Here is a 25,941-nt window from a genome sequence, read left to right as displayed (position 1 = left end):
TAAAATATGAATAGATTTGGGATTGGTTTAAAGTTTACAATTATAAGCGCTGTTGTTACAGTTATTGCTTTAATTGTTGGATATTTAGTTTTAAATAGTTATAAAAACAGCCTAGAAGATGAAGTTCAATCTGATGTTGTAAAAAGCTTAAAAAACTTAAAAGATATTAGAGTTGGTTCAAAACTTGATGTTGGAATCTCAAATGCAATATCTATTGCAAATGATTCAAATCTTCAAAGTGGATTACTATATGCAGATAGAGATACTGTTGTAAAATCTGTTGATTTACTTGGTTTGAAAATGAAAGAGTCAACACCATTTAAAAATATTAAAATCCATATTCATACAAAAGATAATCACTCATTTTTAAGATCTTGGAATCAAAAAAATCATGGAGATGATTTAAGTTCATTTAGAGCAAGTGTTGTTGAAGTAAATAAAACAAAAAAAGTTGTAAATGGTTTTGAGATTGGAAATGCAGGTTTGGAGTTAAGATCTGTGGTTCCTGTTTTAAAAGATGGTGTTCATGTGGGTTCTTTAGAGTTTATGCAAGGATTAAACTCTGTTGCTATTGATTTTGATAAAGAGGGTAAAGCATATCTACTTCTAATGGATACAGCCTTAGCGACAGCTAAATATGATGATAAAAAAGTTATAAATAAATATTTGATTTCTCAAAAATTTGTTAATGAAGATTTTTTAGCAGATGCAAAAACAATAGATTTTGATAAGTTATTAAAAGATGGTTATTTGGTATCAAAAAAATATTTTTATACATATGATAATGTTGTTGATTTTCAAGGTAAAAAATTAGGTATTACTCTTTTAGCAGAACCTATAAGTAGTGTTCAAAGTGCAATAGAACAAGCTTCAAAAATAGTATATGTTGCTTTAATTATTTTAGTTCTTGCTTTATTAGTTACAATGATAGCATCTTTGATAAATATGAAAATAGGTATTTTAAATCCTATTTTGAGTCTTAAAAAAACTATTGACCAAATAACTCATACATCATCAGTTGAAAGTAGAATAGAAGTTATATCAAATGATGAAATAGGAGATGTTGTAACTAGTTTTAATAGATATTTAGATTCAATCGAAAAAGGTCATATTCAAGATCAAATTGTTATTGATGAGACAAAAAAAGTTATAGAAAAAGTTAATGCTGGATTGTTAAATGATAAAGTTGTAGGAGTTGCAAACTCAAATAGAGTAAACTCTTTAGTTAAAGAGATAAACAAAATGATTGAAAAAACTCAATCAAATTTATTGGTTGTAAATGATGCAATTATTGCTTTATCAAATGCACAGTATGATTACAATATTAAAAATATAGAGAATACTTCAGGAATTATCTCATCATTAGTAAATGGAGTAAGAGTTACACAATCAAGTATAAATGAAATTATGTGTCTAATTTATAAATCAAATTTAGATTTAAATGATAGTTCAAAAGAGTTGTCAATTGCATCTTCAAATTTAAGTGAATCATCAAATATTCAAGCTGCAAGTCTTGAAGAGACTGCTGCTGCTATTGAAGAGATTGCAGCAACTATTGAAAGAAGTAGTGAAAATGCAACAAAAATGGCTCAATATGCACAAAATGTTACAAAATCTACAGCTATTGGAAAAGAGTTAGCACAAAAAACAGCTATTTCAATGGATGAGATTAACGATCAGGTTATGGCAATAAATGAAGCAATTAGTGTAATTGATCAAATAGCATTCCAAACAAATATCTTAAGTCTAAACGCAGCTGTTGAAGCAGCAACTGCTGGAGAAGCTGGAAAAGGTTTTGCAGTTGTTGCTCAAGAGGTGCGAAATCTTGCAAGCAGAAGTGCAGAAGCTGCAAATGAGATTAAAAATATTGTTGAAAATGCGACTTTAAAAGCTAAAGAGGGTAAAAATAGCACTACAAATATGATAAATGGATACAATGAGCTAAATTCAAATATCGATGTAACTATAAAATTAATTGAAGATGTAGCAACAGCAACAAGAGAGCAGCAACAAGCTATGGCTCAGATAAATGATACTGTAAATAGTTTGGATCAAGCAACACAACAAAATGCTAACTTAGCTTCAAGTATTAATGAGATGGCAAAACAGACTGCACAACTTGCTGTTAGTTTAGATCAAACAATAAGTCAAACAAGTTTTGATAAGAGTGCAAGTAGCAGAATTTGTGATTCAAATATGATTGTAAATATTAATAAACTAAAATCAGATCATATTAATTTCAAAAATATTAACTTTGCAAAATGTAATGTAGGAAATAAATTTACAGTTGCAACTTCAAAAGAGTGCAACCTTGGAAAATGGATGAGAGAGAATGAGCATAGAGATTTTGCAAAAACAAAAGAGTGGGAAATTTTAACAAAAGCTCATAACAGTGTTCACTCATTGGTTCAAGATACTGTAGATTTATATGCAAAAAAAGCTTCAAATGAAGAGATTTTTGATGTAGCTGTTCAAATTGAAGAGAATACTAAAATTGTATTTGATATGTTAAATAAAGTAAGAGAGGTAAACTGTGCCTCTTAAATTTTGTTTATATTAATATTGTTTTTGTTATTATTTATAAAAAATTATACATAAGAGAAGAAAATGAAAAAAGCAGTTAGACAAAATAAAAATGCAAAAGTCCTTTTTATAAGCGAAGATGAGCAAATAAAAGAGGGCTTTAAAGACAAATTTAAAGAACTAATTATATTAAATAATAAATTATTTTCAAATACAATAGATTTGGAAAATTGCGATATTATTGTTCTTGATTTTGATCAAAATGCTATTTTTTTGGATAATATTATTCAACTTATACAAAAAAAATTAGCATTTGTTCCAATTATTGTAATAAGCAAGAGTGATTCTCAAGATAGTATAGAAAAAGCTATAAATTTAAAAGCTTATACATATATTTTAAAATCTTGTCCAGTATCTTCTATACTAATATCAGTTTTAATGTGTTTAAACCAGACTCAAAGATCTGATAAATTTAAATTAGCTGAGGGAATATATTTTGATAGATACAAAGATCAATTCTTTGATAAATCAAATAATATGATTGAGTTTACAAGACTTGAAAAAGGATTTTTGAAACTTTTAATTAGTAGATTAGATGAAGTTACTGATTATGATTTAGTTCAAAAAGAGGTTTGGAAAGGTAAAAAAATGTCAATTTTTACTATGAGAAATATTGTAAATAAAATAAGATTAAAAACTTACTACTCAATAATTAAAAATCATTCAGGTAGAGGATATACAATAGATTTAACTCATTATTCAAAATAAGGATAAATTTGGAAGAGCTAATTTTAAGTAAGCAAGATTTGGTAAAACTTTTTAAAGAGGAGACTCTAAAAGATACAGGTAAATCTTGGCTTTACAATGATAAAAGAGTTGATATTATTGCTTTGCATAAAATTGAACCAAAGTTCTTACAAGATTTAACAAAAGCCGAATTTTTTAAGATTGTTCCAAAAAAAGATACAAAGTAGGGCTATTTTTTTAGCACTACTTTTAATTTCATATAATATATAGCTAAACATATAAATAAAATTCCAAACGATTGTAACATTCCCATAGTTAGCCAATTTCCAGCTAAAAATCCTAATTGCCAATCTGGTTCTCTATAAAACTCTGCAATAATTCTTGCAATAGTATAGAAAATTCCATACATTAAAGCTAATTGACCATCAAATTTTTTTCTATTTCTAAAATAAACAAGTATTAAAAATACTAAAACTCCTTCTAAAAAGGCTTCATATAACTGAGAAGGGTGTCGCAAAATCCCATCAACATAAATTGCCCAAGGAACATCTGTAACTCTTCCTACAAGCTCTTGATTAAAGAAGTTTCCAATTCTACCAAATACATAAGCAGCACTAATTCCTAAAACAGAAATATCTGTTATAAACCAAAAATTAATATTTTTTCTTCTACAAAATAGAAGTGAAGCTATAATAAATCCAATAAATGCTCCATGATAACTCATACCAGCAATTCCAACATAAACACCATTTACATAAGGATTAAATATCTGCCAAGGATTTGTTAAGTAGTAAGTTGTATTTGGATCATAAAATAGGATATATCCAATTCTTGCACCTAAAATAACACCAATTTCAGCCCACCAAATATATGAATCAAAAATATCTTGGCTAATATTTATTTTGTCATATTTTATAAACCACTTTGCAATAAATATAGCACTTAAAAGTGCTAATGCATACATTATTCCATACCAATGAACTGCAATCTCACCAATTCTAAAAGCTACAGGATCAAATTGTGAGTATATATTTTGCCAAAATTCCATATTAATCTTCTAAAGCTTCAGCAATTAACTCAATTGGATTTTTAAATACCACATCAACATTTGCATGATATAAACTATCTGTTATTTGCATTCTGCAAGCACTACACTCAGCACTTACTATTTGAGCCTTGCTATCTCTTATCATTGCTGCTTTTGGAGCACCTGCTGCTCTTGCAAAACTAAATTTTTCTGTTTGCATAGTAACTCCACCAAATCCACAACATCTATTTGAATCACTCATCTCTTTTAAAATATAGTTTTGTTTTAAAAGTTCTCTTGGCTCTTTCCAAACATTTTGCATCTTTTTTGCATGACAAGGGTCGTGATAAGTTACCATTTGATCAATTTTTTTACCACTTTTTGACAATATATCTTTTAACTCTGTACTATTTTCTAGCCATTTTGTTGCTAAAAATATTTTTTTAGATAGTTTAACAGCTCTTTGTTTCCACTCTGGTTGGTCATGTAAGTAGTGTTCCCAATCTTTATTTATCATTGCACTACATGTAGCTTCTGGAATAATAACAGCTTCAACATCATCTATCCAAGATTCAAAATATTCAATATTTTTTTTAGTTAGATAATCAACTGTATCAAAAGCACCTGTAAAATATGCAGGTGCTCCACAGCACAACTGTTTTTTTGGAATAAATACATCATATTTTAGTTTTTTAAGAATTTTTACTAAACTATCTCCTGTATTTGTATAAGTGTAGTTACTCATACAACCAATAAAAATAGCAACTTTTTTTCTTTTATCTTCAACACTAAACTTCATATTTTCAGGATATTTATTTAAAAAACTAATGCTATCTGCATATGGCAGGGCTCTATCTTTTTTTACAATAGGAAGGCTAAATCTAGGAGTTGCACTTTTTGTTTTTTCATCTATTTTAATAGCACATGTTTGAAACATATATCCTAGTTTTGACATAAAATCCATAATTTTTCTATGTCTTAAAAGGAAGAAGAACAATCTTTTATACCAAGCTATTCCAAACTTTTTGGCAATATCACTTCTTACTTGCTCAATAATCATATCAGTTGGTAAATCATTTGGACAAACTTCAACACAGTTTGTACATAAAAAACATGATTCAAATATCTCTTTAGCCGTTTTATCTAGCTCAAGCTCATCTCTTTTATAAGCTCCCAAAAGGTCTATAAATCCTCTAGGACTTGTTGCTTCATCTTGATTTATATTAAATATTGTACATACAGGTTTACACTTTCCACATTTAATACAATCATCAGATATCTTTGTATAATCAAATTTATTCATTTTAAAAAAGCCTTAAAAATTTTATAATAAAAGGATTAATATACTCAAAAAATGGTTAAAAAGTGTTAAATAGGCAATATATAAGCTCTTAAATTAAAAAACGATACTATTTATGAATTTATATATGAAAGGTTTTATATGTATTTGTTTGGATTTGGTTCGTTAGTAAATATAAAAAGTGCTCAAAATTCATTTAAAAATAGAGAGCTTAAAAAAGAAGATTTAATTCCAGTAAAAATAAAAGGATATAAAAGAGTTTGGAACTCTATTGAGTCTATTTATTTTGAAAAAGAGCTTGTAAATGGTGTCTTTTTAAATATACAAAAAGATGAAAACTCTTATATTTTTGGAGTTATGATAAAAATAAGTGAAGAAGAGTTTGAAGTTTTGAAATTAAGAGAGAAAAATTATAGTTGTATAACTATAAAAAAAGAGAATATTTTTAATCAAAATTTAGATGAAGATTTAATAGCTTTTATGACAACTAAAGATGATAAAATAGCAAAAATTGGACAAGAAAACTGTTTTATTCCTTCAAGATATATCGAAATTGTAAAAGGGGGAGTTGAAAATTTCTCAAAAGAGTTTCAAGATAACTTTGAAGATATATTTTCTAATTTTCCATTTGAAATAAAAGAGGGTATTTATACTTTTAGTGATCCAATTCAAAATCAAGCTGCAAAAAATAGTAAGAGATTATAATGAATAAAAATATAAATTATTTTATTGTCACATCAAAATTATCACAAAACAGAAGAGAAAAAAAAGAAGATAGCTCAATTTCTAAAGAAAAAAATAGTTTAAATATAACATATTGTGAAAATGACTCTTTGGATAAATTTGAAGAAGATATAAATAGTTTGATTGGCAAAAATAGAACTTTTTCCTATTTTGTAAATAAAAGATTTATTCCTTTAACTATCTCATTTATCTCAGTATTTATAATTTTAATTGCATTTTTAACAATCTCAATTTATGAAGATTTTTTAAAAAAAATAGTTCTTGAAACCCCAAGTAGTTTTGAATTAAAAGATTATATATCTTTAGGATTTGTGATTTTTTTATTTTTATCTCTTCTATTTATGCCAAAAATTTTGGATTCAGAAGGAAATGAACTAAAAAACTTGATTAACTCATGGTTTAATAAAGATATTAGAAAAGCAAAGCGATTAAAATTAGCTTATTCAAACTTTGATATAAAATCAGAAATTCATCTATATAACTTTGACTTAGAGGAGCAAAATCACTGGCTTTGGTCTATTTTTGTAAATATTATTTTAAATAGATTTGAAAATATATATTTTTATGTAAGGTCTGATAAAGTTCAAGTTATTCAAAAAAATCTTGAAAATATAGGTGTAAAAAATATAAAAATAGTTAAAAATGATAAGATAGAAAAAAAATCAAATATTGATGTTTTATTATCACAAAAAGAGCAAATTTTTTACTCTTTGCTGCAACTTTGCTCTACAAAAATTGTTAAAAGTAAAGATAAAAAGATATTTACATCTTTGGAACTTTTTGAATATTGTGGAAAAAATTTTATTAAATCTGAAGATGAAAATCATTTAGGTTTTGGTTTCCAAAGTTTTATAAATAGAAGTTTTGAAGATTTTAATTTTTTATCTCAAGAAAAATCTTTACAAATATTTTTTACAAATAGTGTAAAATTTAAGGATTTAAAATCACAAAAAAAAGAGTTATCTCAATATTTGAGAAATCATCTTGAAGATTGTGTTTTAAAATTTGAAAATCCAATCTCTCTTTTAATTTTATATTACTATGTTAAAGATTTAGTTTTAGATGAAAAAAGAGTTATTAAAATATTAGAAAAGTTTATAATCTCAATCAAAGATAAACAACAATATGAATTAATAAATGATTATTGGTTTGAAATAGCTGGATTTATGTTTGATTCAAGCGATATTAATAGTTTCGAAAACTCTTCAAAATCTTATTATAGAAAATTATCAATAAGTACATTAAATGATTTGGCATTTTTATTTGAAAGAAGTGGATATTTTGAACAAGCGATACTTTTAAATAAGTATTTATACGAGATTAATCCAAATAAATATATATTAAATATATGCTCTTTATATGAAAGAATGGGGCATTTTGAACAAGCATATAATAGTTTACCAAAAGAGCTAAAACTTGGTAAAAATCATAGACCATCAGATATTGAAGTAAGATATTATCAAAGAAAAGCCGCTTGGATTATAATTTCTCAAAGAAATGCTACTTTAAAACAAGAGGCAATAGAATCTTTAGAAACACTAGAAAAACTACTTTTTTCTCACAATGAAGACAATGTTCCTTTATGGTTGTGGCATTTTTACAATATCAAAGCAAATCTTTGTGAATGGGAAGAGAACTATGATGATGCTATAAATTTTTATAAAAAATGTTTAGCAATACCAGCTTTAGGACCTTTTGAGTATGGAGCAACTTTTGTAAATATGGCAATATCTTATAGATTTAAGTATATTTTAGATGTAAATAAAAATGATGAAACTATAAACAAGGCTATAAATTTTGGAAAAATTGGATTGAATTTAAAAGAGTCTGTTGGAGATAGAGATGAAATGCCAGTTGTTTTACATAATTATGCATTAAATATTTTATATAAAATCTCAAATATTTTTGATAAAGAACTTTGTAATATTGTTTTAATAAAGACAAATGAGGCTCTTGAAATTTTGGAATATACAAAATCTATAAAAAGATTAGGAATGGTTTTAATAGAAAATTATATTGCAAAAAGTTTATTACAGCTTGATACAAAAGATGTTGTAGATAAACTTAAAAAAAATATCTCTATTTTTAAAGAGAGTGAATTAAAACAGATGAGGCATATTTATAATCAATTTATAAAAAATAATAAAATAGAAAAGTTAGATTTTTTATAGAATGTTACTTTTTAAATATATATACAAAAATTAGTAATAATCTTTTAAAATCTTGTATAATTTAACTTATGCAAGATTTACAAGTATCAAAAAATAGTATATTTTTTACTCTTTTTCTACTTTTTGTTTTTATGATAAATATTTTATTTAACTATTTGTCGTATAAAGAGTTAAAAAAAGAGTATATTTTTGAAACAAAAGCCGAAGTCTTAAATATCTACCCAAAAGAAAAATTTGATGTTATAAAGCTAAAAGGCGATGGCTTTGAATTTTTTGCCTCTTTTTCAAAAGATAATAACTTTGAAAAATTAGATTTAATAAATGTTGTAATTGATACTAGAAATATCTCTTTTTTTGATTATTTAAAAGGTTTTTTTACAAAAGTTTTATACTTTGATAGAGGTGAAAAAAGATATGAATTTAAAGATAAAATTTTAGAAAATATTAAAAATAATCATGAGGATGCTATGATTATTGAGCTCTTTGAAGCTCTGTTTTTAGCAGTTCCAGTTTCAAAAGAGCTTAGAGATGTAATAACAGCTTATGGAATAGCTCATGTTGTAGCACTTTCAGGTTTTCATTTAGCAGTTTTATCTTTTGTTATTTATTGGATTTTGTACTATCCTTATAAATTTTTACAAGATAGATTTTTTTCATATAGAAATAGAAGATATGATATTTTATTAATTACAATATTTATAATGTTCTATTATCTTATTTTAACAGATATTGTTCCATCGCTTTTAAGAGCATTTGTACTTTTTAGTCTAGGGCTTTATCTTTTAAGAAGTAATATAAAAGTAATCTCATATATAACACTTTTTTATACTTTTTTGATAGTTATTGCACTTTTTCCACAATATATTTTTAATATTGGATTTTGGTTCTCTATTTTTGCAGTTTTTTATATCTATTTGTTTATTCAATATTTTAAGAATGGAAATAAAATTTTACTTTATATATTTTTTAATATTTGGATGTTTTTAATTTTTAATCCAATTGTTCACTATTTTTTCCCTCAAACAGCTATTGAACAGTTTTACTCAATACCTATTACTATATTTTTTACAATATTTTATCCACTTGAAATAGTTGCACATATTTTTAATATATCTTCCTATTTTGATAATTATTTAAAAATTTTTTTAGAAAATAAAATCTATGTTTATGAAGTTTTTACACCTTTATATTTTTTTATTTTATATATTTTATTTTCATTTTTTTCAATTTGGAGTAAAAAATCTTTTTTTATATTAAATATTTTGATGATAGGATTTAACTTTTATTTATATATAAGTGGGTATATTTAAACCCACTTATTGCTAATTTGGCATATCTTTTAATTTTAGGTTTGCTCTTCTTGAAGCTTTTCCTGGAGGATAGTTTGTCTCAAGATAAGTTAATATCTCATCCTCTATTTGAGGCGTAAATTGCCATAAACCTTGAGTTTTTTGCATCCAAACAATCATAGCTTTCCAAGTATCTCTATCACCTTTTTGTGTAGTAATAAATTTTGCACTATGACAAACAGTACAGTTTGCTTTTACGGTTTCAAAACCTTTTGCAATAATCAATCCAGATTCGCTATCAACTTTTTGAGCTTGAAGGAAAAGAAGTGATGATGCAAAAATAAGGAATAATCCTTTTTTCATAAATAACTCCTTTTATACAACTTGAACAGCGATTCTGTGACAAGCGTTGTTTAAATAACCTCTTGGATTCCACCCTGGAATAATAACTGGCTGCATTTTTCCACTACTATCAGTTGCCCTTGCCCAAACTTCATAGTATCCTTTTTGTGGGAATTTAACACTTGCTTCCCAAGTTTGCCACGCAGTTTTATTTAGTGGTTTATTAATTTTTGCTTTTTCCCAAGTTGCACCAAAATCTATTGAAACATACATATCTTTAACTTTTAAATCTCCAGCCCATGCTTTTCCATTTAGCTTTAATTTATCATTTAAAGAGTGAGTAATACCTGATTTTGGGAATGTGATTAGTGATTTTACAGGCATAGATTCAATTATACACATATTTTCATTTGGTACATTTGCTCCTGGAGCAACAGGTTCACAAGGCATTCTATATGATTGTCCCATCATTTTTTCACCATCATGAACTTTATTTCTAACTACAATTTTGCTTAACCATTTTCCAGAAACAGAAGCTGGCCATCCACCAATTACAAGTCTTAAAGGATAACCATTTTGATGAGGAATATCATTTCCTTCATAAGCCCAAGCTATTAAAACTTCATTTTCTAAAGCTTTTTCAATCGGAACTCCTCTACTTATTGAAACTTTAGTAGGATCTCCACTTAAGTGAGTGTCTTTCCCGTAATATCCAATATAAACGGCATCTTTTTTAATTCCACAAGACTCTAAAACATCTTTTAATCTAACTCCTGTCCATCTTCCACAACCAATAGCTCCAAGCTCCCATTGATTTCCTTTTGTAGGTGGATTAAACTCAGCTCTTCCATTTCCTCCACACTCTAGTGTTAATGCATAAGTGTAGTGTTTGAATTTACTTTTTAACTCATCAATAGTAAATGTTGTAGGATTTTTACAACTCTCCCCTGATATTTCCAAAGTCCAATTTTTCACATCAATATCTTGCATAGCTGGTGGTGTACCATTGTTTCTAATAAAGAAATGTTTATCAGGTGTAAACTCATCATTTAATAAATGAGGTGGTGTTTCAGCATTTATTGGTCTATCATTTAAGTAAATTAAACCCTCTTTACCAGGAATTGAAAATGGTAAATCAGAGTTTGCTAGTGCTGCTGGAATTAATCCACTTGGCATATTTTGTGCGTATGGAATATTTGATCCAACAACAGCAGCCATTGCCAAAAGTGAACTCTTTTTCAAAAATCCTCTTCTTGTTGTTGGATTAGCCTCTCTTCCAAAGATATCTAAATCAGCTTTTATTGGATCATTTGCATAAGCCTCATGAATTCCAATAGTCTTAACTTTTTTATTACTCATAAACTATCTCCTTAGTTTTTATTATGGTATTAAGATAAATCCTAATTAATAATTATATTAAGAAAATAGGAATAATTGATAAAAATTAAGTTTACAAGCTAAAATTAAGTTAAAAAAATAAGAATAGTTACTTTTGTTTACATTTTTTATACATAATAATCTATCTTAACTATTTTTCTAGAACTTTATCTAAAGTATATTGCATATCTTCATCAAGCTCCATATTGTTTCTCATCCAGTTTAAATAGTTTGGATCTTTTTTTGCAACATCTTCGATATTTTCACCCTTATATTTTCCAAATTTAAAAGTTTTTATAAATACTGGAGTAAGTGTTAATTCAACCAGTTTTTTCATAGGATTTATACTTGGAAATTCATCTTTTATTTTTGCAACAAGTTTTGATAAAAATAGCTTCATCACAAGTACATCTCCTATGGCATCGTGAGCTTTTATAACTATATTTAGTTTTTTTGCCTCTTCATCTTCATTTTTATAAAGTTCAAGTGCATATCTTAAATATTGAAGTCTATGATAAGGTAGTTTAGGATATATATGTCTTGCACATCTTAAAGTATCAATTAGTTGAAGTTTGTTTTTAAATCCCTCTTTTTCTAACATCTGTAAATCAAAATTTATATTGTGTGCTATTAGATAGTTTTCACTACTATTTAGCTCAGCCAATCTTTGATAAAATTTTGTTTCACAAGCCCTTGGTTTATCTTTTATCATATCAGTAGTTATATTATGAACTTCCATAGCTTCAAGTTTTATGGGTATATCACTAAAACATAACTCATCAAAAACTTCTAAATCACCTTTTTGATTTAAAATCATACTTCCAAATTGAATAACTCTATCCTCTTGTGCTGTACCTGTTGTTTCTGTATCAAATAAAATGTAATGTATCAAAATTTATCCTTAAATTATTAGCATGGCATCGCCATAAGAGTAAAATCTATAGTTGTTTTTTATAGCTTCATTATATATTTCTAAAGTTTTTTCTAAACCAATAAATGAAGCAACCAACATAATCAAAGTTGATTTTGGAAGATGAAAGTTTGTAAGAAGATGATTTACAATAATTGGTTTATTACTTGGATTTAAAAAAAGATCACACTCTCCACAAATCATATTTTTTCTTGCATAAAACTCTAAAGTTCTTGTAACAGTTGTACCAACTGCTAAGATATTTTTTGCTTTATCTATTTTTGTTTTACAATCAATGCTTATCTCAAAATATTCACTGTGCATTGGGTGAGATAAAATATCTTCAACATCAACTGGTTTAAATGTACCAGCTCCCACATGAAGTGTAAGATAGTTTAGACCATATTTTTTTTCTAGTTCTTCTAAAAGTTCACTTGTAAAATGAAGAGAAGCTGTAGGAGCTGCTACTGCTCCATAATTTTTTGCAAAAAGTGTTTGATAATTTTTTTCATCATCTTTATTATCTTCTCTATTCATATAGGGGGGAAGTGGGATATGCCCAATTTTATTTAAAATTTCAATCAAAGAGGTAAAATCTAATTTTTTATTATCTAAATAAAACTCTACAACTCTAGTTCCATCTTCATTTAGTTCTAATACTTTTGCTTTTAGCTTTTCATCAAAAGTTAATGTTGCTCCAATTTTAACTTTTCCTTTTATCAAAACTAAAAATCTATCCATAAAAAGTGGTTTATTTAATAGAAGTTCTATGTTAGCACCTGTCTCTTTTTTACCAAAAACTCTAGCTTTTATAACTTTTGTATCATTTAAAAATATTGTCAAATCTTGTGGTAAAAAATCTAAAATATTTTTAAAAATTGTGTGAGTTATAGTATTGTTTGCTCTATTATAAACTAAAAGTTTTGCACTATCAGCAGGAATTGCTGGAGTTGTAGCTATTAGCTCTTGAGGAAGAGTAAAGTCATAGCTTGAAGTTTTTAAAAAATCGCTCAAACTACTCCTCTTCCTCTTCATCTTTACTTGCTGGATTAAATACTTTTGCTATGTAAATTGAAACTAAGTATAAAAGTATTAAAGGAAGTGCCATTAAAACTTGACTTATAACATCAGGTGGAGTTAAAATAGCTGCTAAGATAAATATTAGAACAACTGCATATCTAAAGAAGTCTTTTAACATTCTATCATCAACAACTCCAATTTTTGCAAGGAAGAATGTGATAACAGGTAGTTCAAAAGCAACTCCAAAACCAATCATAAGTTTTGTAAAAAATCCAACATATTTACCAATACTTGGTAATACATTAACAACATTAGAACCAAATGCAATTAAAAAATCAAAACCAATAGGAACAACAATATAGTAAGCAAAAGATGCACCTATTAAAAACATTAAAGTTGCAAAAAATACAAAAGGAATAACAAGTTTTTTCTCATGGTCATATAATCCAGGAGCTAAAAAGAGCCATAATTGCCAAAAAATAACAGGAAGAGATATTATAAATCCACCAAAAAATGCAACCTTCATAGCTGTGAAAAATGTCTCTTGAATCTCAACAGCAATCATAGAAGTTCCAGTTGGAAGTGCATCTTTTACAGGAACCATCATCCACTCTAAAATAGGTTCATAAAAAGCAAAACATACAAAAAACATAGCAATAACGCTAATAGCAGATATAGTTAATCTTTTTCTTAAATCCGCAATATGTGGTTTTAAATCTTCAAACATTATTTACTATCCTCTTTTATATTTTTATCAATCTCTTTTTTTTGAAGGCTATCATCTTTTTTTGTCTCAACTTGATTCTTTTTTGTAGTCTCAAAATCATCATTTAAAATCTCATCAAGACCTAAATCAAGCTTTGATTCAACCATTAAAGAGCTTTTTGTATCTTCAATTTGAGCTTTAAATTTATTTGCTTCAGCTTTTAATTCTGATATATTTAATTCATTGTCTAAAGTTGTTTTTGCATCACTAATACCTTTTTTTACGCTATTAAACATTCTTGCAATTTTAATCATAGCTTCTGGCAATTTATCAGGACCTAATACAATAATTGCAATTATTGCAATTAAAAGAATCTCTGTCATTCCTAATCCAAACATATTTTGCTCCATAAATTTTATAAGGTATGGATTTTATCTAATTTGAGCAAAAATAATAATTAATTTAAAAGAGCATCTTTATTGCTATTATAAATTCTTAGAGTAATTTTGATAAAATTTATCCCAAAATTTAAATAAATAGGAAGATAATGGAATTAATAGTTTTAGCAGTTGTTATTGCAATTTTATTTATTATTGGAAAAAATTATAAAACTGAAGAGTTTAAAAATATAAATTTAAATCAAAAAGAGATTTTTAGAGGTGATTTATTAAATCATGAAGCTGGTCTTTTAGTTGCACTTATGGCAAAAGTTGCAAAAGCAGATGGAAAAGTAGGTGAGCTTGAAGCTGAGATTTTAAAACATACATTTACTGATATTTCAACTCATTTTGAAAATTCACAAGAGGTAAGAGATGGCTTAAAAAAGCTTTATGATAGTGAAAAAGATAATTTTCAAAATTTAATAACTATTTGTAATAGATTATTTACTCTTACAAAACATGACTATAATAAAAGAGTTAAATATCTTGAATATATGTTAAATCTTGCATTTATAGATGGTGATTTTTCAAAACAAGAGCAAGAGATAACTGAAGATATTGCTCAGGCTTTAAAAATAGATTCAAAAGATTATTTTAATTTAATATCAAATTTTGAGAATTTTTATAAAAATAGAGCAAATGAAAAAGCACTATCACTAGAAAAAGCTTATGAGATTTTAAAATCAAATCCAAATGATGATGATTCAACTTTAAAGAAAAATTACAGAAATTTAGTAAAAAAATATCATCCAGATATTATTACAGGGCAGGGTGCATCACAAAATATTATAGATGAAGCTACAAAAAAACTGCAAGAGATAAATGAAGCTTATGAAATTATTAAAAAACAAAGAGGTATTTAATGGCAAAAAAATTTCCTCACTCATTTATTGTTTGTGATTGTAAGCAGGTAAGTCTTGGCGAATTAATATATGCAATAAAGGAAAAAGGTGCTAAAACACTTGAAGATTTAGAAGATTTAACAGATGCTGGAAGTTCATGTGGCTGTTGTAAAAGTAGTGAGTGTGATATAGGTGAGCAAAAAATGGAGCTATATTTGGATGAGATTTTAAAAAAGTTTAACAAAGAGTAAGAGTTGATAGATATAAAAGAAGAGTTAATAAATGAGATAAAAGAGCTTTTAAAAAGTTCAGATGATGATACTATTCAAATAAATCCTAACTATTTAAACTATTTTAGTGAAGATGAGTTAAAAGATATAATTTTTAGATTAATTGATAAAAAAGTTGAGCAACAAAATGGAAATCAGAGCTATTTAGATGAGATTTATCAAAAAACAAAGAAAGATGATATATAATCTTAAATTGAGGTTTAAAAATGAATAAATATGAAAATATTAAGCAAAAATTAATAAACTTTTTAAAAGAAGAGATTCACAAAACTGGTTTAAAAAGAGTTGTTGTAGGACTTTCAGGTGGTTTAGACTCAGCTGTTGTAGCAGTTTTGTGTAAAGAGGCATTTAAAGATAATTTAAATTGCGTTTTAATGCCATCACAATACTCATCTAAAGCCTCTGTTGAAGATGCAGTAGAGCTTTGTAAAAAGTTTGATATAAAATATGAGATTGTTTCAATTGAGCCAATGTTAAGTGCATATTTAAAAAATATGGAAGAAAATAGCCTTAGAATAGGAAATTTTAGTGCAAGATTAAGAATGTCAGTTTTATATGATATTAGTGCAAGAGAAAACTCTTTGGTAGTTGGAACTTCAAATAAGAGTGAATTACTCTTAGGATATGGAACTATTTTTGGAGATTTGGCTTGTGCAATTAATCCAATAGGAGATATTTATAAAAGTGATCTGTTTGAGTTTGCAAAATATTTAGGTGTGAATGATAGTATAGTAAAAAAAGCACCTAGCGCTGATTTTTATGAAGGTCAAAGTGATGAGGCTGATTTGGGATATAGTTATGCTAAAATTGACTCTTTATTAAAAAAGATGATAGATGAGAATAGAAGCAATGATGAGCTTTTGGATTTTGGATTTGAAGATAAATTTATTGAGAATATTAAAAAAAGAGTAAAGATAAACGAATTCAAAAGAAGATTGCCAATTATTGCTAAAATATAGAAATTGAGGTAAAGATGAGAAATATTGCAATATATAAAGCAACTTTAGATAATGAAGAGATTGATCAGCTAAAGTCAGTTCTTCAAGCTAAAGATGATTTATCAAAAGTTTTAGAGTTTGAAGAGAAGATGGTTAAGTATGTTGGAGCAAAGTATGCTATTGCAACAGCAACTTCAACAGCGGCTCTTCATTTAGCTCTTAGCTCTATGAGATTAAAAAGAGGCGATAAGGTTTTAATGTCTGTAAACTCTTTTGTAAACTTACCAGAGACTGTAAGACATTTTGATGCAGAACCTATATTTGTAGATATAAATTTAGAGGATATGAATTTAGATATTGAGAAGTTTGAAGATGCAATTATTGCAAATAAATCGAAAAAATTACGCGCAGCGATTATCACTTTTATTGGTGGACTTGCTCCAAATTTAGACAAAATTTATGAAATAGCAAAAAAATACAATATTCTAATAATAGAAGATTGTAGAGCTGCATTAGGAACTACATACAAGGGTCAAAAAGTTGGAAATTTAAGTGCTGATATGACAATATTTTCAACAAACCCATCTCCATCAAAATATGCAATTAGCCGTTCAGGAGTTTTAGTTACAAATAATGAAGAGATAGCTAGTAGAGCAAAACTTTTAAGAACACATGCAATTACAACAGCATACGATAGTTATGGAAACTTAGATTATATTTATGATGTTGATGATATTGGACATAAATTTGATATTTCTGAACTAGATGCTGCTTATGCTATTGCTCAATTAAATAAAACAGATGGTTTTATAAAAAGAAGAAAAGAGATTGCAAAATTATATGAAGAGAGATTAAAAGATATTAAACATATCACTATTTTACCTCATAAAAATGAGCATATTTATACTCAATATATTATAAAAATATCAAGAAATAGAGATGCTTTTGCAAGAGCCTTAAAAGAAAAAGGTGTTTCAACAGCATTAAACTATATTCCTCTTCATCTTTTATCTTATTATAAAAGTAAATACTCAATAAAAATTACAGCATTTCCAAATGCTTTGCATAACTATCAACAAATATTATCTTTGCCAATATATGCAGGACTTAGCAATGAAGATGTAAATTATATTTGTGATCAAGTTATTGATGTAGCAAAAGAGTGGATATAATTTGAAGCAAAAGCTTATTCTATGGCTTGAAAACTATCTTTTTTTTCCAAATAGTTTTCAAAAAATATTATCATATTTGCTTTTGCCACTTAGTTTTATATATCTTTTAGTAATTTTATTTAAAAGATTAAAAGCTTCAAAAATAGATTTTAATATACCAATTATCTCTGTTGGAAACTTAACTATTGGTGGAAGTGGAAAGACTCCAATAACAATTGAGTTAGCTAAAAATTTTAAAGATATTTGCGTTATTTTAAGAGGTTATGGAAGAGAGTCTAAAGGGCTTTTTGTAGTTAGTTTAAAAGGTGAAATTAAAGTTGATGTAAAAACAAGTGGTGATGAAGCTATGCTTTTAGCATCAACTTTAAAAAATGCAACAATAATAGTAAGTGAAGATAGAGTAAAAGCTATAAAAAAAGCAAAAGAGTTAGGCTGTAAAATAGTATTTTTGGATGATGGTTTCTCAAAATATAATATTAAAAAATTTGATATTTTATTAAAACCAAAAGATGAACCTACAAACTCATTTTTAATACCAAGTGGAGCCTATAGAGAACCAAAGAGTTTTTATAAAAAAGCTAATCTGGTTTTAAAAGAGGATATTGATTTTAAAAGAGTTGTAACTATAAAAAAAGAGAATAAAGAAGTAGAACTTCCTAAAAAAACTATTCTTTTAACAGCAATTTCAAAACCAAATAGACTTTTAGAGTTTTTACCAAAAAATATAGAGACAATATTTTTTGAAGATCATCATAACTTTACAAAAGATGAGATAGATAATATTTTGAATAACTATAGAGATTTTGCAATTGTAACAACACAAAAAGATTTTGTAAAACTTGAAAAGTTTAATTTAAAAAATCTATATATTATGGATTTAAGTATAAAAATTAGTCAAAAAGTTGATTTTACAGCTTTAAAAAACTATATAAAAAGTTATAATTAAATATCTTTAAAATTTGCAAAAACACCCTCAACACTTGGAACAGTTTTATAGTGAGTTTTTGTAAATCTTACATTTTTTGTTTTTAAATCGCATATTGCTATTCTAAAATTAGAGCCAACAAAAGGCTCTATTACACAAATAATTTTATCTTCAATCTGTCTTGTTGCATAAACAGTTCCTTGAAGTTCTCTAAAAAAGTATCTAGGATAACTAAGAGGAGTTATCTCTACAATATCTATATTCTCTTTATTATTAAGTGTTTTTACAACATCCATAGCATCTTCATAAGTATCAAATGATATACACCAATCATCAAATTTTTTATTAAAATGTTGTAGATCTTCATCTAAAAATCCACCTGCGATTGATTGTAAAGCAAAAATTGACACAAAAACACCTTAAAAATTATATTTATAAAATATGATTTTATCATATTAAAGTTTTAAATCTAAGAAAATACTCTTTAGAAATATCGAATATTTGGGTATTAAAGAAAGAAGATAATATAATCTTTTTTATTAAACATATTATAAATGTTTATAAAAAGGAGAATTAACTTGAATATTAGAGTTTATTATGAAGATACAGATTGTGGAAATATGGTTTATCATGCAAACTATTTAAACTATTGCGAAAGAGCTAGAAGTGAGCTATTTTTTAAAAAAGGATTACTTCCTCACTCTCAAGATGAGTTTTTTGTAGTAAAATCGTGTGAAGCAAACTGGATAAAATCAGCAGTTTTTGCAGATATTTTAGAAGTTAAAACAGAACTAATTGAGAAAAAATCAGCCTCAATTATTATGAAACAAGAGATTTATAGAGGAAGTGAGCTTATTTTTGAAGCAAAATTTAGATTAGCTTTTTTAAAATATGGAAAACCTTCAAAAATTCCAAATCATATATTTGATATTTTGGAGAGTTAAATGAAAAAAATTATATTTTTACTTTTATTTGTAGGCTCTTTAGTAGCAAATGATATTTTTGTGCTTCCAAAAGATTCAAAAAAGTTAGAAGATAGATTGTCTTATGAGATTTTAAATGCAAAAAAAGATATTTTTATTGCAATGTATAACTTCTCTTATAAAAAAATAGCAAATGATTTAATAAATTCTTCAAAAAATGGTGTAAAAATCACTGTTTTACTCGACAAGAGTAAAGTAGAGGATGATAGTGAAGTTTATAATCTATTAAAATCAAATGATATTAATGTTGTTTTTAAAGATAGTGTAAAAAAGATGCATCTAAAAACAATTCTTATTGATAACAGATTGGCTATGATAGGTAGTATGAATTTTACAAAAAAGTCATTTAAAGAGAATCTTGATATTGTATATTTTTCAAATGATGATGTTTTAATCTCAAAATTAAAAGAGATTAGAGCAAATTTTAAATAGAATATAGTTTATAAAATTTATTAAAGGATTAATTAGTGTTAGAAATTTTTATTGGTTTGTATTGTTTATATTTTGCTTTTACAATTTATACATCATTTATGCAAATTGGATTTGTAAAAGATAGTATGAAAAATAAAGCTTTGATTTTAGAGCAAAACTCTTATATTGAAGCTGGAAACTATGCAGTTGATAAAGAGAAATTGTCAATTTCTAGTTCATTTGCTGATTTTGTTATATTTATTTTTTGGATTGGTTTTGGTCTTAAATATTTAGACTCATTAATTCAAACAGACTCTTATATATTAAAAGCTGTTTTATTTATAAATTCTTTTATTATTGTAAATTGGATTTTAACTCTGCCTTTTGATATTTATAAAACTTTTAAGTTAGATAAAAAGTATGGATTTTCAACTATAACTCCTGCTTTATATATAAAAGATACCATAAAGTCAGCTATTTTAACTTTTGTTTTTGGTTCAATTGTTGTTGCTGGAATTTCATATATTATTTTAAATTTTCCATCTTGGTGGATATTTGGATTTATATTTGTTTTTGCTGTTATTATTTTAATAAATATGCTTTATCCTTTAATTAGAGATAAGATGTTTGATAAATTTGAGAAATTAAAAGATAGTGAGCTTGAAGCAAAAATTGAGAATCTTCTAAAAGAGGTTGGTTTTAGAAGTAGTGGAGTTTTTAGTGTTGATGCTAGCAAAAGAGATAATAGATTAAATGCTTATTTTGGTGGACTTGGAAGTACAAAAAGAGTTGTTTTATTTGATACTTTAGTGCAAAAACTATCTCATAATGAACTACTTGCAGTTTTAGGACATGAGTTGGGGCATTTTAAAAACAAAGATATTTTAAAAAATATTGGAATTATGGGATTTATTATGTTTATTTTTTTTGCCATATTTGGAAATTTAAATGATGAGTTATTTTTAAAACTTGGATTAAATAATGAGCCATATTCAATTATTGCAATATTTTTAATATTTTCAACAGCTTTAAGCTTTTTTTTAATGCCTTTAATCTCACTAATTTCAAGACACAATGAGTACGCTGCAGATGAATTTGGATCAAACTTATCTAGCAAAGAGGATTTGGTAAATGCTTTATTAAAATTAGCAAATGAGAATAAAAGTTTTCCTCACTCTCACAAGCTTTATATGTTTTTCTACTACTCTCATCCACCTTTAATTGAGAGATTCAAAGAGCTTGGATATGATGTAGAAAAGAAAGAGTTTATAAATTAATTAAACTCTTTTTTCTAAACAGTCTAAAAAAGTTTAGATTGTTTAGAATATATATTGCAATCATTGCAAAAACTACTCCAATAATTGTTGTAAATTCAATCTTCTCATCTAAGAATATATTTCCAATTATAATAGCACTTGCAGGAACTAAAAATACAAAACTAGATACCTCTTTCGCTCCATATTTTGCTGCTCCAAAAAAGTAAATTGAAGTTGCAAATGTTGTACTTAAAATTGTAATTACAAACATATTAAACCAAAAGATATAATCAAACTCTAAAATTTTTGTAAATATTGAGCTATCTATGTATAAAAAGTATAGACTAGCACTTGAAATTAAGTATGTGTAAGTTGTAAATACAAAAGCATTTATTTTTAGTGATTTTGAAGTAATTATTGTAATAATTGCCCATAGTGTTGAAGCAATTATAAAATATATATTATCTTTACTAAAAATCTCTTCAAGATTAAATTGATAGATATTTATCATATTTAAAACACCATAAACACCTAAAATTAGAGCAAAAGAGTGTTTTAGACTAATTGTTTTTCTACTTAATATTGCTACAAAAATATATGTTATGATTGGAATCATTGAAGGAACCATAGCTCCTCCTAAACTTCCAGTTCCATGCTCAACTCCCCAAAACATAAAAATAGAGTATAAAACTAAAAAAAGTGATGCAAATATGATTAAAATAAAAGTTTTTAAATCTAATTTGTAATTCATTTTTGAGAAAAAAATTATTGGAGCCATTGATAAAAAGCATATTCCCATTCTTAAAAATACCATTTCATAAGCATTAATATAGTTTGTTAAAACTTTTGTACTAATCCAAGAAGCTCCCCATAGAATCATAGAGACAACTATGAGAAAGAAAAAGATATTTTTTGACACTATTTAAAGCTATTTAGTAAAATAATATCTACCAAATCCCCGCTTTTTAACAAGTTATTCTCTTCTTGAATCAAAAGTGCAGGGCTTCCTAACATATTTGTTAAAATAGCACTTGTTCCAGATTTTTTACCAACAAAATCAATAATATACTCACCATTTTTATACTCAACATTACAAGCTGTAAATATCTTTTTATTTGTTGGATTATTTAAATCTTGATTTATTTTTGCTTTTACAATTGGAAGTTTTTCATTACTATTTTTTAATCTATAAATCAAAGGAAGTACATATAAAATTGCACAAACAGTTGAAGAGTATGCAAAACCTGGAAGGGCAATAATTATTTTTTCATCTTTAATTGCAACTAAAATATGCATTCCTGGTTTTACAAAAACACCATGAAAAAGAACTTTTGCTTTTAATTTATCTTTTATAACATCTTGAACAAAATCATAATCTCCAACACTAACTCCCCCAGTAGTAACTACAATATCAGCTTTTTTTAAAGAAGTTTCAAAAAAGTTTGTAATATTCTCTATATCATCATCAACAGGACCATTTTGAATAACTTCAGCACCACATTGAGTAAAAAGTGCCTCAAGAGTTAGGTGATTTGAGCTTCTTATTTGAGAATCATTTGTTTTTTCAACTCCAAGATCTAAAATTTCACTTCCTGTACTAGCAACTGCAATTATAGGTTTTGAATAAACTTTTATTTGAGGAATATTTAATGATGCTAAAACTCCAACTTCGCTAAATCCAATAATCGTTCCTTTTTTAATTAAAACTTCATCTTTTTTGTAGTTCTCACCAACATCTCTTACGGCAAAACCTTTAGGAACACTTTTGACTATTTTTATTCTATCTTCTAAAACTTCAACATTTTCAATAGGAACTAAAGTATCACTACCTTTTGGCATTAATGCACCTGTAAAAGTCTTAATACATGTTTTACTTACCACTTCTTTTTCAACTACATAACCAGCTGGATTTTTTTCTATTATTTTAAGTTCACTATTTATATCTTCAAACTTAAAAGCATAACCATCCATTCCAGATGTAGGAAACTCTGGGCTATTTTCCAAAGCTATAATATCTTCAGCCAAAACTCTTCCAAGAGCATTTGTTAAAAATAGTTTTTGAGTCGATTTTTCAACTATATTAATACTATTTAAAACCTCTATTGATTCATCAAAAGTTATAAAATCTCTCATTCTTTATCCTAATCTGTTATATTTCATAATTATTATTTGTTCATAAAGCATGTTTGCAAAACCTTTTGGAAGATTTTCATTTGTATCTTCTACATTTTTAATAATTTTTTTTATAGAATCATCATCTAAATATATTGCTATTGGTAAAATTGTCTCTTTTATTTTATCTATAAATATTTGTTGTTCTTCAATTGTCATTTTTCTGTCTTCTGTTTTAAATTTTAAAAGTAAGATTATATTATCTTTTCCTAAAATAATATATTAAAACTTTTTTGATATAATCCCAAAAAATATTTAGGATAAGATAAATTGATAGAAATAAGTAAAAAAATAACTTCAAATGTAGCAAAAGTAAATGCAGAGTATGAGTTAATAAAAGAGGGCGATAGAGTAATGGTTGGATTTAGTGGTGGAAAAGATTCACTAACTTTACTTCACACTCTAAATAGAATGAAAAAAAAAGCACCTTTTAAATTTGATTTTAAAGCTGTAACAATTACTTATGGAATGGGTGAACAAATAGAATTTTTAAGTAATCACTGCAAAGAGCACGGAATAGAACATGAAATAATTGATACTCAAATTTTTGATTTAGCAGGTGAAAAAATAAGAAAAAACTCATCATTTTGTTCATTTTTTTCAAGAATGAGAAGAGGGTATTTATATACAACAGCTTTAGAGCAAGGTTATAATAAAGTGGCTCTTGGTCATCATTTAGATGATGCTATGGAATCATACTTTATGAATCTATTTTACAATGGAACAATGAGAACAATGCCTCCAAAATATACTGCAAATAACGGTTTAGAAGTAATAAGACCACTAATATTTTGTAGAGAGAGACAATTAAGAGCATTTGCAACTTCAAATGAGATTAGAGTAATTGGAGATGAGGCTTGTCCAGGGCTTAGATTTGATGTAAAAATGCCTCACGCAAGAGCTGCTACAAAAGAGTTATTAGCAAAACTAGAAGAGCAAAATCCAAAGATTTTTGTATCTATGAAAAGTGCATTTAGTAATATACAATTACCTACATTTTTTTATAAAGATTTAAAAGATATAAAATTAAATATTGAAGATGAAACTATATGAAAATATTAGTCTCATCTTGCCTTTTAGGTGAAGATACTAGATATGATGGTCTTAATTCAAGTATTGCTATGAGTCCTAAATTTAGATTTAGCCAAAAAGAGATTTTTATGGATATTTTGTGTGAAAATGAGATATTTTCAATTTGTCCAGAAGTTGCTGGTGGTTTATCCATTCCTAGAAATAAATCTGAAATTATAAGTCATAATAAACCTTTTAAAGTTTTAGATATTGAACAAAATGATGTAACAATAAATTTTTTAATTGGTGCAAAAAACGCTTTGGATATTTGTATAGAAAATGGTATTAAAGTCGCTTTATTTAAATCAAAATCACCATCATGTGGTAATATTGAAGTTTATGATGGAACTTTTTCTCAAAAATTGATTAAAGCAAAAGGTTTAACAGCAAGACTTCTTGAAGACAATGGAGTTAAAGTTTTTAATGAATTTGAGTTGGATGATTTAAGAAAATATATAAAAAAAGAGAGTAGAAAATAGTCTAATTTATTATTAACTTAGACTATTTTCTTACTGCTAAGCTTTTAAATCAAGTAGTCTTTCCATTGCAACTGCTTGTATCTCAATACTCTTTGCATTTGCACTATATGCAATAATCTCAGGAATTTGTTCAAGCATAGCAGAAGTAAAATCTCTTGTTGATTCTTGAAATTCAGGAACAGATGCAACATTTGCAACTTCAGCAATTTTATTTGCATTATCTTGTATTTGAATAGCAGAGCTCATCATAGCTCCTAAATTATTATCAATTCTCATAATATTGCTCCTTCTTGCATAGATTGTATTAACATTTTATTTAAATTTGCAGCTTGAGCTATTGAACTATCGGCTCTACTTAAACCATCTGGTGCACTTGAAGCATCTTTAAGCTCATCTAGTTTTTGAATTGCTGCTTCTTTATCTTGAGGAATAGAGGTGTCAAACCTAACACTTCCTCCTGTAGCATAAAGTTTTCCATCTGGTCCCACTTGATAGTTGTAGCTTATTGGAGTAGTTGTAGTTCCTAAGCTAGCGTGTAGTTGTTCATGACTCCTTACTTCACTATCACTATTTTTAAATCTATTTAAAACTCTTTCATAATCTTTTTCATCATATTTTGATATCTCATTTGCACTATCATATTTTTCAAATGTTGATTTTTCAAACTCATTTTTATCGATATTTGCTAATTGACTCTTTTTTAGCGCAAGCTGGGAATATATAATAGATGCACTTGCATAACTATCTGAAATTTCCATAAATACTCCTTTTAAAAGGTTATTAAATAATAGCAAAAAAAAGTATAA

General features: G+C 26.4%; 31 protein-coding genes. 17 read left to right on the top strand and 14 right to left on the bottom strand.

Annotated elements, in window-relative coordinates:
- Positions 1-6 precede the first annotated feature (6 nt).
- From ASKIR_RS05595 to ASKIR_RS05585, 3 genes are all read left to right on the top strand, one after another.
- Positions 7-2,544, top strand: a complete 2,538-nt coding sequence (locus ASKIR_RS05595; RefSeq protein ID WP_066351186.1) for a methyl-accepting chemotaxis protein — start codon at positions 7-9, stop codon at positions 2,542-2,544.
- Positions 2,545-2,607: 63 nt separating this feature from the next.
- Positions 2,608-3,291 carry a response regulator transcription factor gene (locus ASKIR_RS05590; protein WP_066351188.1) on the top strand — a complete coding sequence of 228 codons (684 nt, stop codon included), beginning with the start codon at positions 2,608-2,610 and terminating at the stop codon, positions 3,289-3,291.
- Between the two features lie 8 nt (positions 3,292-3,299).
- Positions 3,300-3,497, top strand: coding sequence for a hypothetical protein (locus ASKIR_RS05585; protein ID WP_066161218.1), 198 nt, complete (start codon positions 3,300-3,302; stop codon positions 3,495-3,497).
- A gap of 2 nt (positions 3,498-3,499) precedes the next feature.
- Here ASKIR_RS05585 and lgt read toward each other — a convergent pair whose 3' ends face one another.
- Entirely contained in the window at positions 3,500-4,318 is an 819-nt protein-coding gene (gene lgt / locus ASKIR_RS05580; protein WP_066161219.1) for a prolipoprotein diacylglyceryl transferase, read from the bottom strand.
- A 1-nt stretch (position 4,319) separates the two neighbouring features.
- Complete coding sequence (locus ASKIR_RS05575; RefSeq protein ID WP_066351192.1) at positions 4,320-5,600, bottom strand: (Fe-S)-binding protein; 1,281 nt, start codon at positions 5,598-5,600, stop codon at positions 4,320-4,322.
- Positions 5,601-5,738: 138 nt separating this feature from the next.
- Between ASKIR_RS05575 and ASKIR_RS05570 the strand changes: the two genes are divergently transcribed.
- From ASKIR_RS05570 to ASKIR_RS05560, 3 genes are all read left to right on the top strand, one after another.
- Positions 5,739-6,302 carry a gamma-glutamylcyclotransferase gene (locus tag ASKIR_RS05570; protein WP_066351193.1) on the top strand — a complete coding sequence of 188 codons (564 nt, stop codon included), beginning with the start codon at positions 5,739-5,741 and terminating at the stop codon, positions 6,300-6,302.
- Positions 6,302-8,512, top strand: coding sequence for a tetratricopeptide repeat protein (locus ASKIR_RS05565; RefSeq protein ID WP_066161222.1), 2,211 nt, complete (start codon positions 6,302-6,304; stop codon positions 8,510-8,512). The genes ASKIR_RS05570 and ASKIR_RS05565 overlap by 1 nt, the downstream gene beginning before the upstream one ends.
- Before the next feature lie 68 nt (positions 8,513-8,580).
- Positions 8,581-9,822 carry a ComEC/Rec2 family competence protein gene (locus ASKIR_RS05560; protein WP_066351195.1) on the top strand — a complete coding sequence of 414 codons (1,242 nt, stop codon included), beginning with the start codon at positions 8,581-8,583 and terminating at the stop codon, positions 9,820-9,822.
- Between the two features lie 12 nt (positions 9,823-9,834).
- Here the strand turns inward: ASKIR_RS05560 and ASKIR_RS05555 are convergent, their stop codons facing one another.
- The 6 genes from ASKIR_RS05555 to tatB form a co-directional block, all read right to left on the bottom strand.
- A complete protein-coding gene (locus ASKIR_RS05555) occupies positions 9,835-10,164 on the bottom strand; it encodes a hypothetical protein (protein ID WP_066161224.1) in 330 nt (109 codons plus the stop codon).
- Between the two features lie 12 nt (positions 10,165-10,176).
- Positions 10,177-11,502 (bottom strand): sulfite oxidase, encoded by a 1,326-nt coding sequence (locus ASKIR_RS05550; RefSeq protein WP_066351202.1) that lies wholly within the window; start codon positions 11,500-11,502, stop codon positions 10,177-10,179.
- 169 nt (positions 11,503-11,671) lie between these two features.
- Complete coding sequence (locus ASKIR_RS05545) at positions 11,672-12,412, bottom strand: exonuclease domain-containing protein (protein WP_066351203.1); 741 nt, start codon at positions 12,410-12,412, stop codon at positions 11,672-11,674.
- Between the two features lie 9 nt (positions 12,413-12,421).
- On the bottom strand, positions 12,422-13,444 hold the full coding sequence (gene queA, locus ASKIR_RS05540) for a tRNA preQ1(34) S-adenosylmethionine ribosyltransferase-isomerase QueA (RefSeq protein ID WP_066351204.1): 1,023 nt from the start codon (positions 13,442-13,444) through the stop codon (positions 12,422-12,424).
- Between the two features lies 1 nt (position 13,445).
- Positions 13,446-14,177, bottom strand: a complete 732-nt coding sequence (gene tatC / locus ASKIR_RS05535) for a twin-arginine translocase subunit TatC (protein WP_066161228.1) — start codon at positions 14,175-14,177, stop codon at positions 13,446-13,448.
- Positions 14,177-14,554 (bottom strand): Sec-independent protein translocase protein TatB, encoded by a 378-nt coding sequence (gene tatB / locus ASKIR_RS05530; protein ID WP_066351205.1) that lies wholly within the window; start codon positions 14,552-14,554, stop codon positions 14,177-14,179. Before tatB ends, tatC begins: the two co-directional genes overlap by 1 nt.
- A 149-nt stretch (positions 14,555-14,703) precedes the next feature.
- Between tatB and ASKIR_RS05525 the strand changes: the two genes are divergently transcribed.
- From ASKIR_RS05525 to ASKIR_RS05500, 6 genes are read left to right on the top strand one after another with little or no spacing between them, the layout of a single operon-like run.
- A complete protein-coding gene (locus tag ASKIR_RS05525; RefSeq protein ID WP_066351206.1) occupies positions 14,704-15,459 on the top strand; it encodes a TerB family tellurite resistance protein in 756 nt (251 codons plus the stop codon).
- Positions 15,459-15,689, top strand: coding sequence for a (2Fe-2S)-binding protein (locus ASKIR_RS05520; RefSeq protein ID WP_066351214.1), 231 nt, complete (start codon positions 15,459-15,461; stop codon positions 15,687-15,689). Before ASKIR_RS05525 ends, ASKIR_RS05520 begins: the two co-directional genes overlap by 1 nt.
- A gap of 3 nt (positions 15,690-15,692) precedes the next feature.
- The gene (locus tag ASKIR_RS05515; RefSeq protein WP_170256945.1) at positions 15,693-15,914 is read left to right on the top strand and encodes a hypothetical protein; all 222 of its coding nucleotides are present in this window, start codon (positions 15,693-15,695) and stop codon (positions 15,912-15,914) included.
- Between the two features lie 20 nt (positions 15,915-15,934).
- The gene (locus ASKIR_RS05510) at positions 15,935-16,687 is read left to right on the top strand and encodes an NAD+ synthase (protein WP_066351216.1); all 753 of its coding nucleotides are present in this window, start codon (positions 15,935-15,937) and stop codon (positions 16,685-16,687) included.
- 14 nt (positions 16,688-16,701) lie between these two features.
- Positions 16,702-17,838, top strand: a complete 1,137-nt coding sequence (locus ASKIR_RS05505; RefSeq protein WP_066351219.1) for a DegT/DnrJ/EryC1/StrS family aminotransferase — start codon at positions 16,702-16,704, stop codon at positions 17,836-17,838.
- 1 nt (position 17,839) lies between these two features.
- On the top strand, positions 17,840-18,784 hold the full coding sequence (locus ASKIR_RS05500) for a tetraacyldisaccharide 4'-kinase (protein ID WP_066351221.1): 945 nt from the start codon (positions 17,840-17,842) through the stop codon (positions 18,782-18,784).
- On the opposite strand, the gene ASKIR_RS05495 is transcribed toward ASKIR_RS05500, so the two are convergent.
- The gene (locus tag ASKIR_RS05495; protein ID WP_066161235.1) at positions 18,781-19,173 is read right to left on the bottom strand and encodes a hypothetical protein; all 393 of its coding nucleotides are present in this window, start codon (positions 19,171-19,173) and stop codon (positions 18,781-18,783) included. The two genes, ASKIR_RS05500 and ASKIR_RS05495, sit on opposite strands and share 4 nt — an antisense overlap.
- Before the next feature lie 168 nt (positions 19,174-19,341).
- Between ASKIR_RS05495 and ASKIR_RS05490 the strand changes: the two genes are divergently transcribed.
- Genes ASKIR_RS05490 through ASKIR_RS05480 form a run of 3 tightly spaced genes read left to right on the top strand, consistent with a single transcriptional unit; the run spans position 19,342 to position 21,434 of the window.
- Positions 19,342-19,707 carry a YbgC/FadM family acyl-CoA thioesterase gene (locus ASKIR_RS05490; protein WP_066355010.1) on the top strand — a complete coding sequence of 122 codons (366 nt, stop codon included), beginning with the start codon at positions 19,342-19,344 and terminating at the stop codon, positions 19,705-19,707.
- Positions 19,708-20,178: a phospholipase D-like domain-containing protein gene (locus ASKIR_RS05485; RefSeq protein WP_115588346.1), complete on the top strand. Its 471-nt coding sequence runs from the start codon at positions 19,708-19,710 to the stop codon at positions 20,176-20,178.
- A gap of 35 nt (positions 20,179-20,213) precedes the next feature.
- A complete protein-coding gene (locus tag ASKIR_RS05480) occupies positions 20,214-21,434 on the top strand; it encodes a M48 family metallopeptidase (protein ID WP_115588347.1) in 1,221 nt (406 codons plus the stop codon).
- Here the strand turns inward: ASKIR_RS05480 and ASKIR_RS05475 are convergent.
- Genes ASKIR_RS05475 through ASKIR_RS05465 form a run of 3 tightly spaced genes read right to left on the bottom strand, consistent with a single transcriptional unit; the run spans position 21,424 to position 23,744 of the window.
- Positions 21,424-22,332, bottom strand: coding sequence for a DMT family transporter (locus ASKIR_RS05475; protein WP_115588348.1), 909 nt, complete (start codon positions 22,330-22,332; stop codon positions 21,424-21,426). The genes ASKIR_RS05480 and ASKIR_RS05475 overlap by 11 nt on opposite strands.
- Complete coding sequence (locus ASKIR_RS05470; protein ID WP_066408471.1) at positions 22,332-23,546, bottom strand: molybdopterin molybdotransferase MoeA; 1,215 nt, start codon at positions 23,544-23,546, stop codon at positions 22,332-22,334. The genes ASKIR_RS05475 and ASKIR_RS05470 overlap by 1 nt, the downstream gene beginning before the upstream one ends.
- A 3-nt stretch (positions 23,547-23,549) precedes the next feature.
- Positions 23,550-23,744 carry a hypothetical protein gene (locus ASKIR_RS05465; RefSeq protein WP_066161241.1) on the bottom strand — a complete coding sequence of 65 codons (195 nt, stop codon included), beginning with the start codon at positions 23,742-23,744 and terminating at the stop codon, positions 23,550-23,552.
- A gap of 111 nt (positions 23,745-23,855) precedes the next feature.
- Between ASKIR_RS05465 and ASKIR_RS05460 the strand changes: the two genes are divergently transcribed.
- Positions 23,856-24,638 carry a PP-loop family protein gene (locus ASKIR_RS05460; RefSeq protein ID WP_066351234.1) on the top strand — a complete coding sequence of 261 codons (783 nt, stop codon included), beginning with the start codon at positions 23,856-23,858 and terminating at the stop codon, positions 24,636-24,638.
- The gene (locus tag ASKIR_RS05455) at positions 24,635-25,135 is read left to right on the top strand and encodes a 2-thiouracil desulfurase family protein (protein WP_066351235.1); all 501 of its coding nucleotides are present in this window, start codon (positions 24,635-24,637) and stop codon (positions 25,133-25,135) included. Before ASKIR_RS05460 ends, ASKIR_RS05455 begins: the two co-directional genes overlap by 4 nt.
- A 36-nt stretch (positions 25,136-25,171) precedes the next feature.
- Here the strand turns inward: ASKIR_RS05455 and ASKIR_RS05450 are convergent, their stop codons facing one another.
- Positions 25,172-25,411 (bottom strand): hypothetical protein, encoded by a 240-nt coding sequence (locus ASKIR_RS05450; protein WP_066351239.1) that lies wholly within the window; start codon positions 25,409-25,411, stop codon positions 25,172-25,174.
- On the bottom strand, positions 25,408-25,893 hold the full coding sequence (locus ASKIR_RS05445) for a putative metalloprotease CJM1_0395 family protein (RefSeq protein WP_066354989.1): 486 nt from the start codon (positions 25,891-25,893) through the stop codon (positions 25,408-25,410). Before ASKIR_RS05445 ends, ASKIR_RS05450 begins: the two co-directional genes overlap by 4 nt.
- Between the last annotated feature and the right edge of the window lie 48 nt (positions 25,894-25,941).

Source organism: Aliarcobacter skirrowii CCUG 10374 (assembly GCF_003544835.1).
Classification (GTDB): Bacteria; Campylobacterota; Campylobacteria; order Campylobacterales; family Arcobacteraceae; genus Aliarcobacter; species Aliarcobacter skirrowii.
Note: the sequence above shows the minus strand (reverse complement) of the source record. Positions and strands in the feature narration are given on the sequence as shown.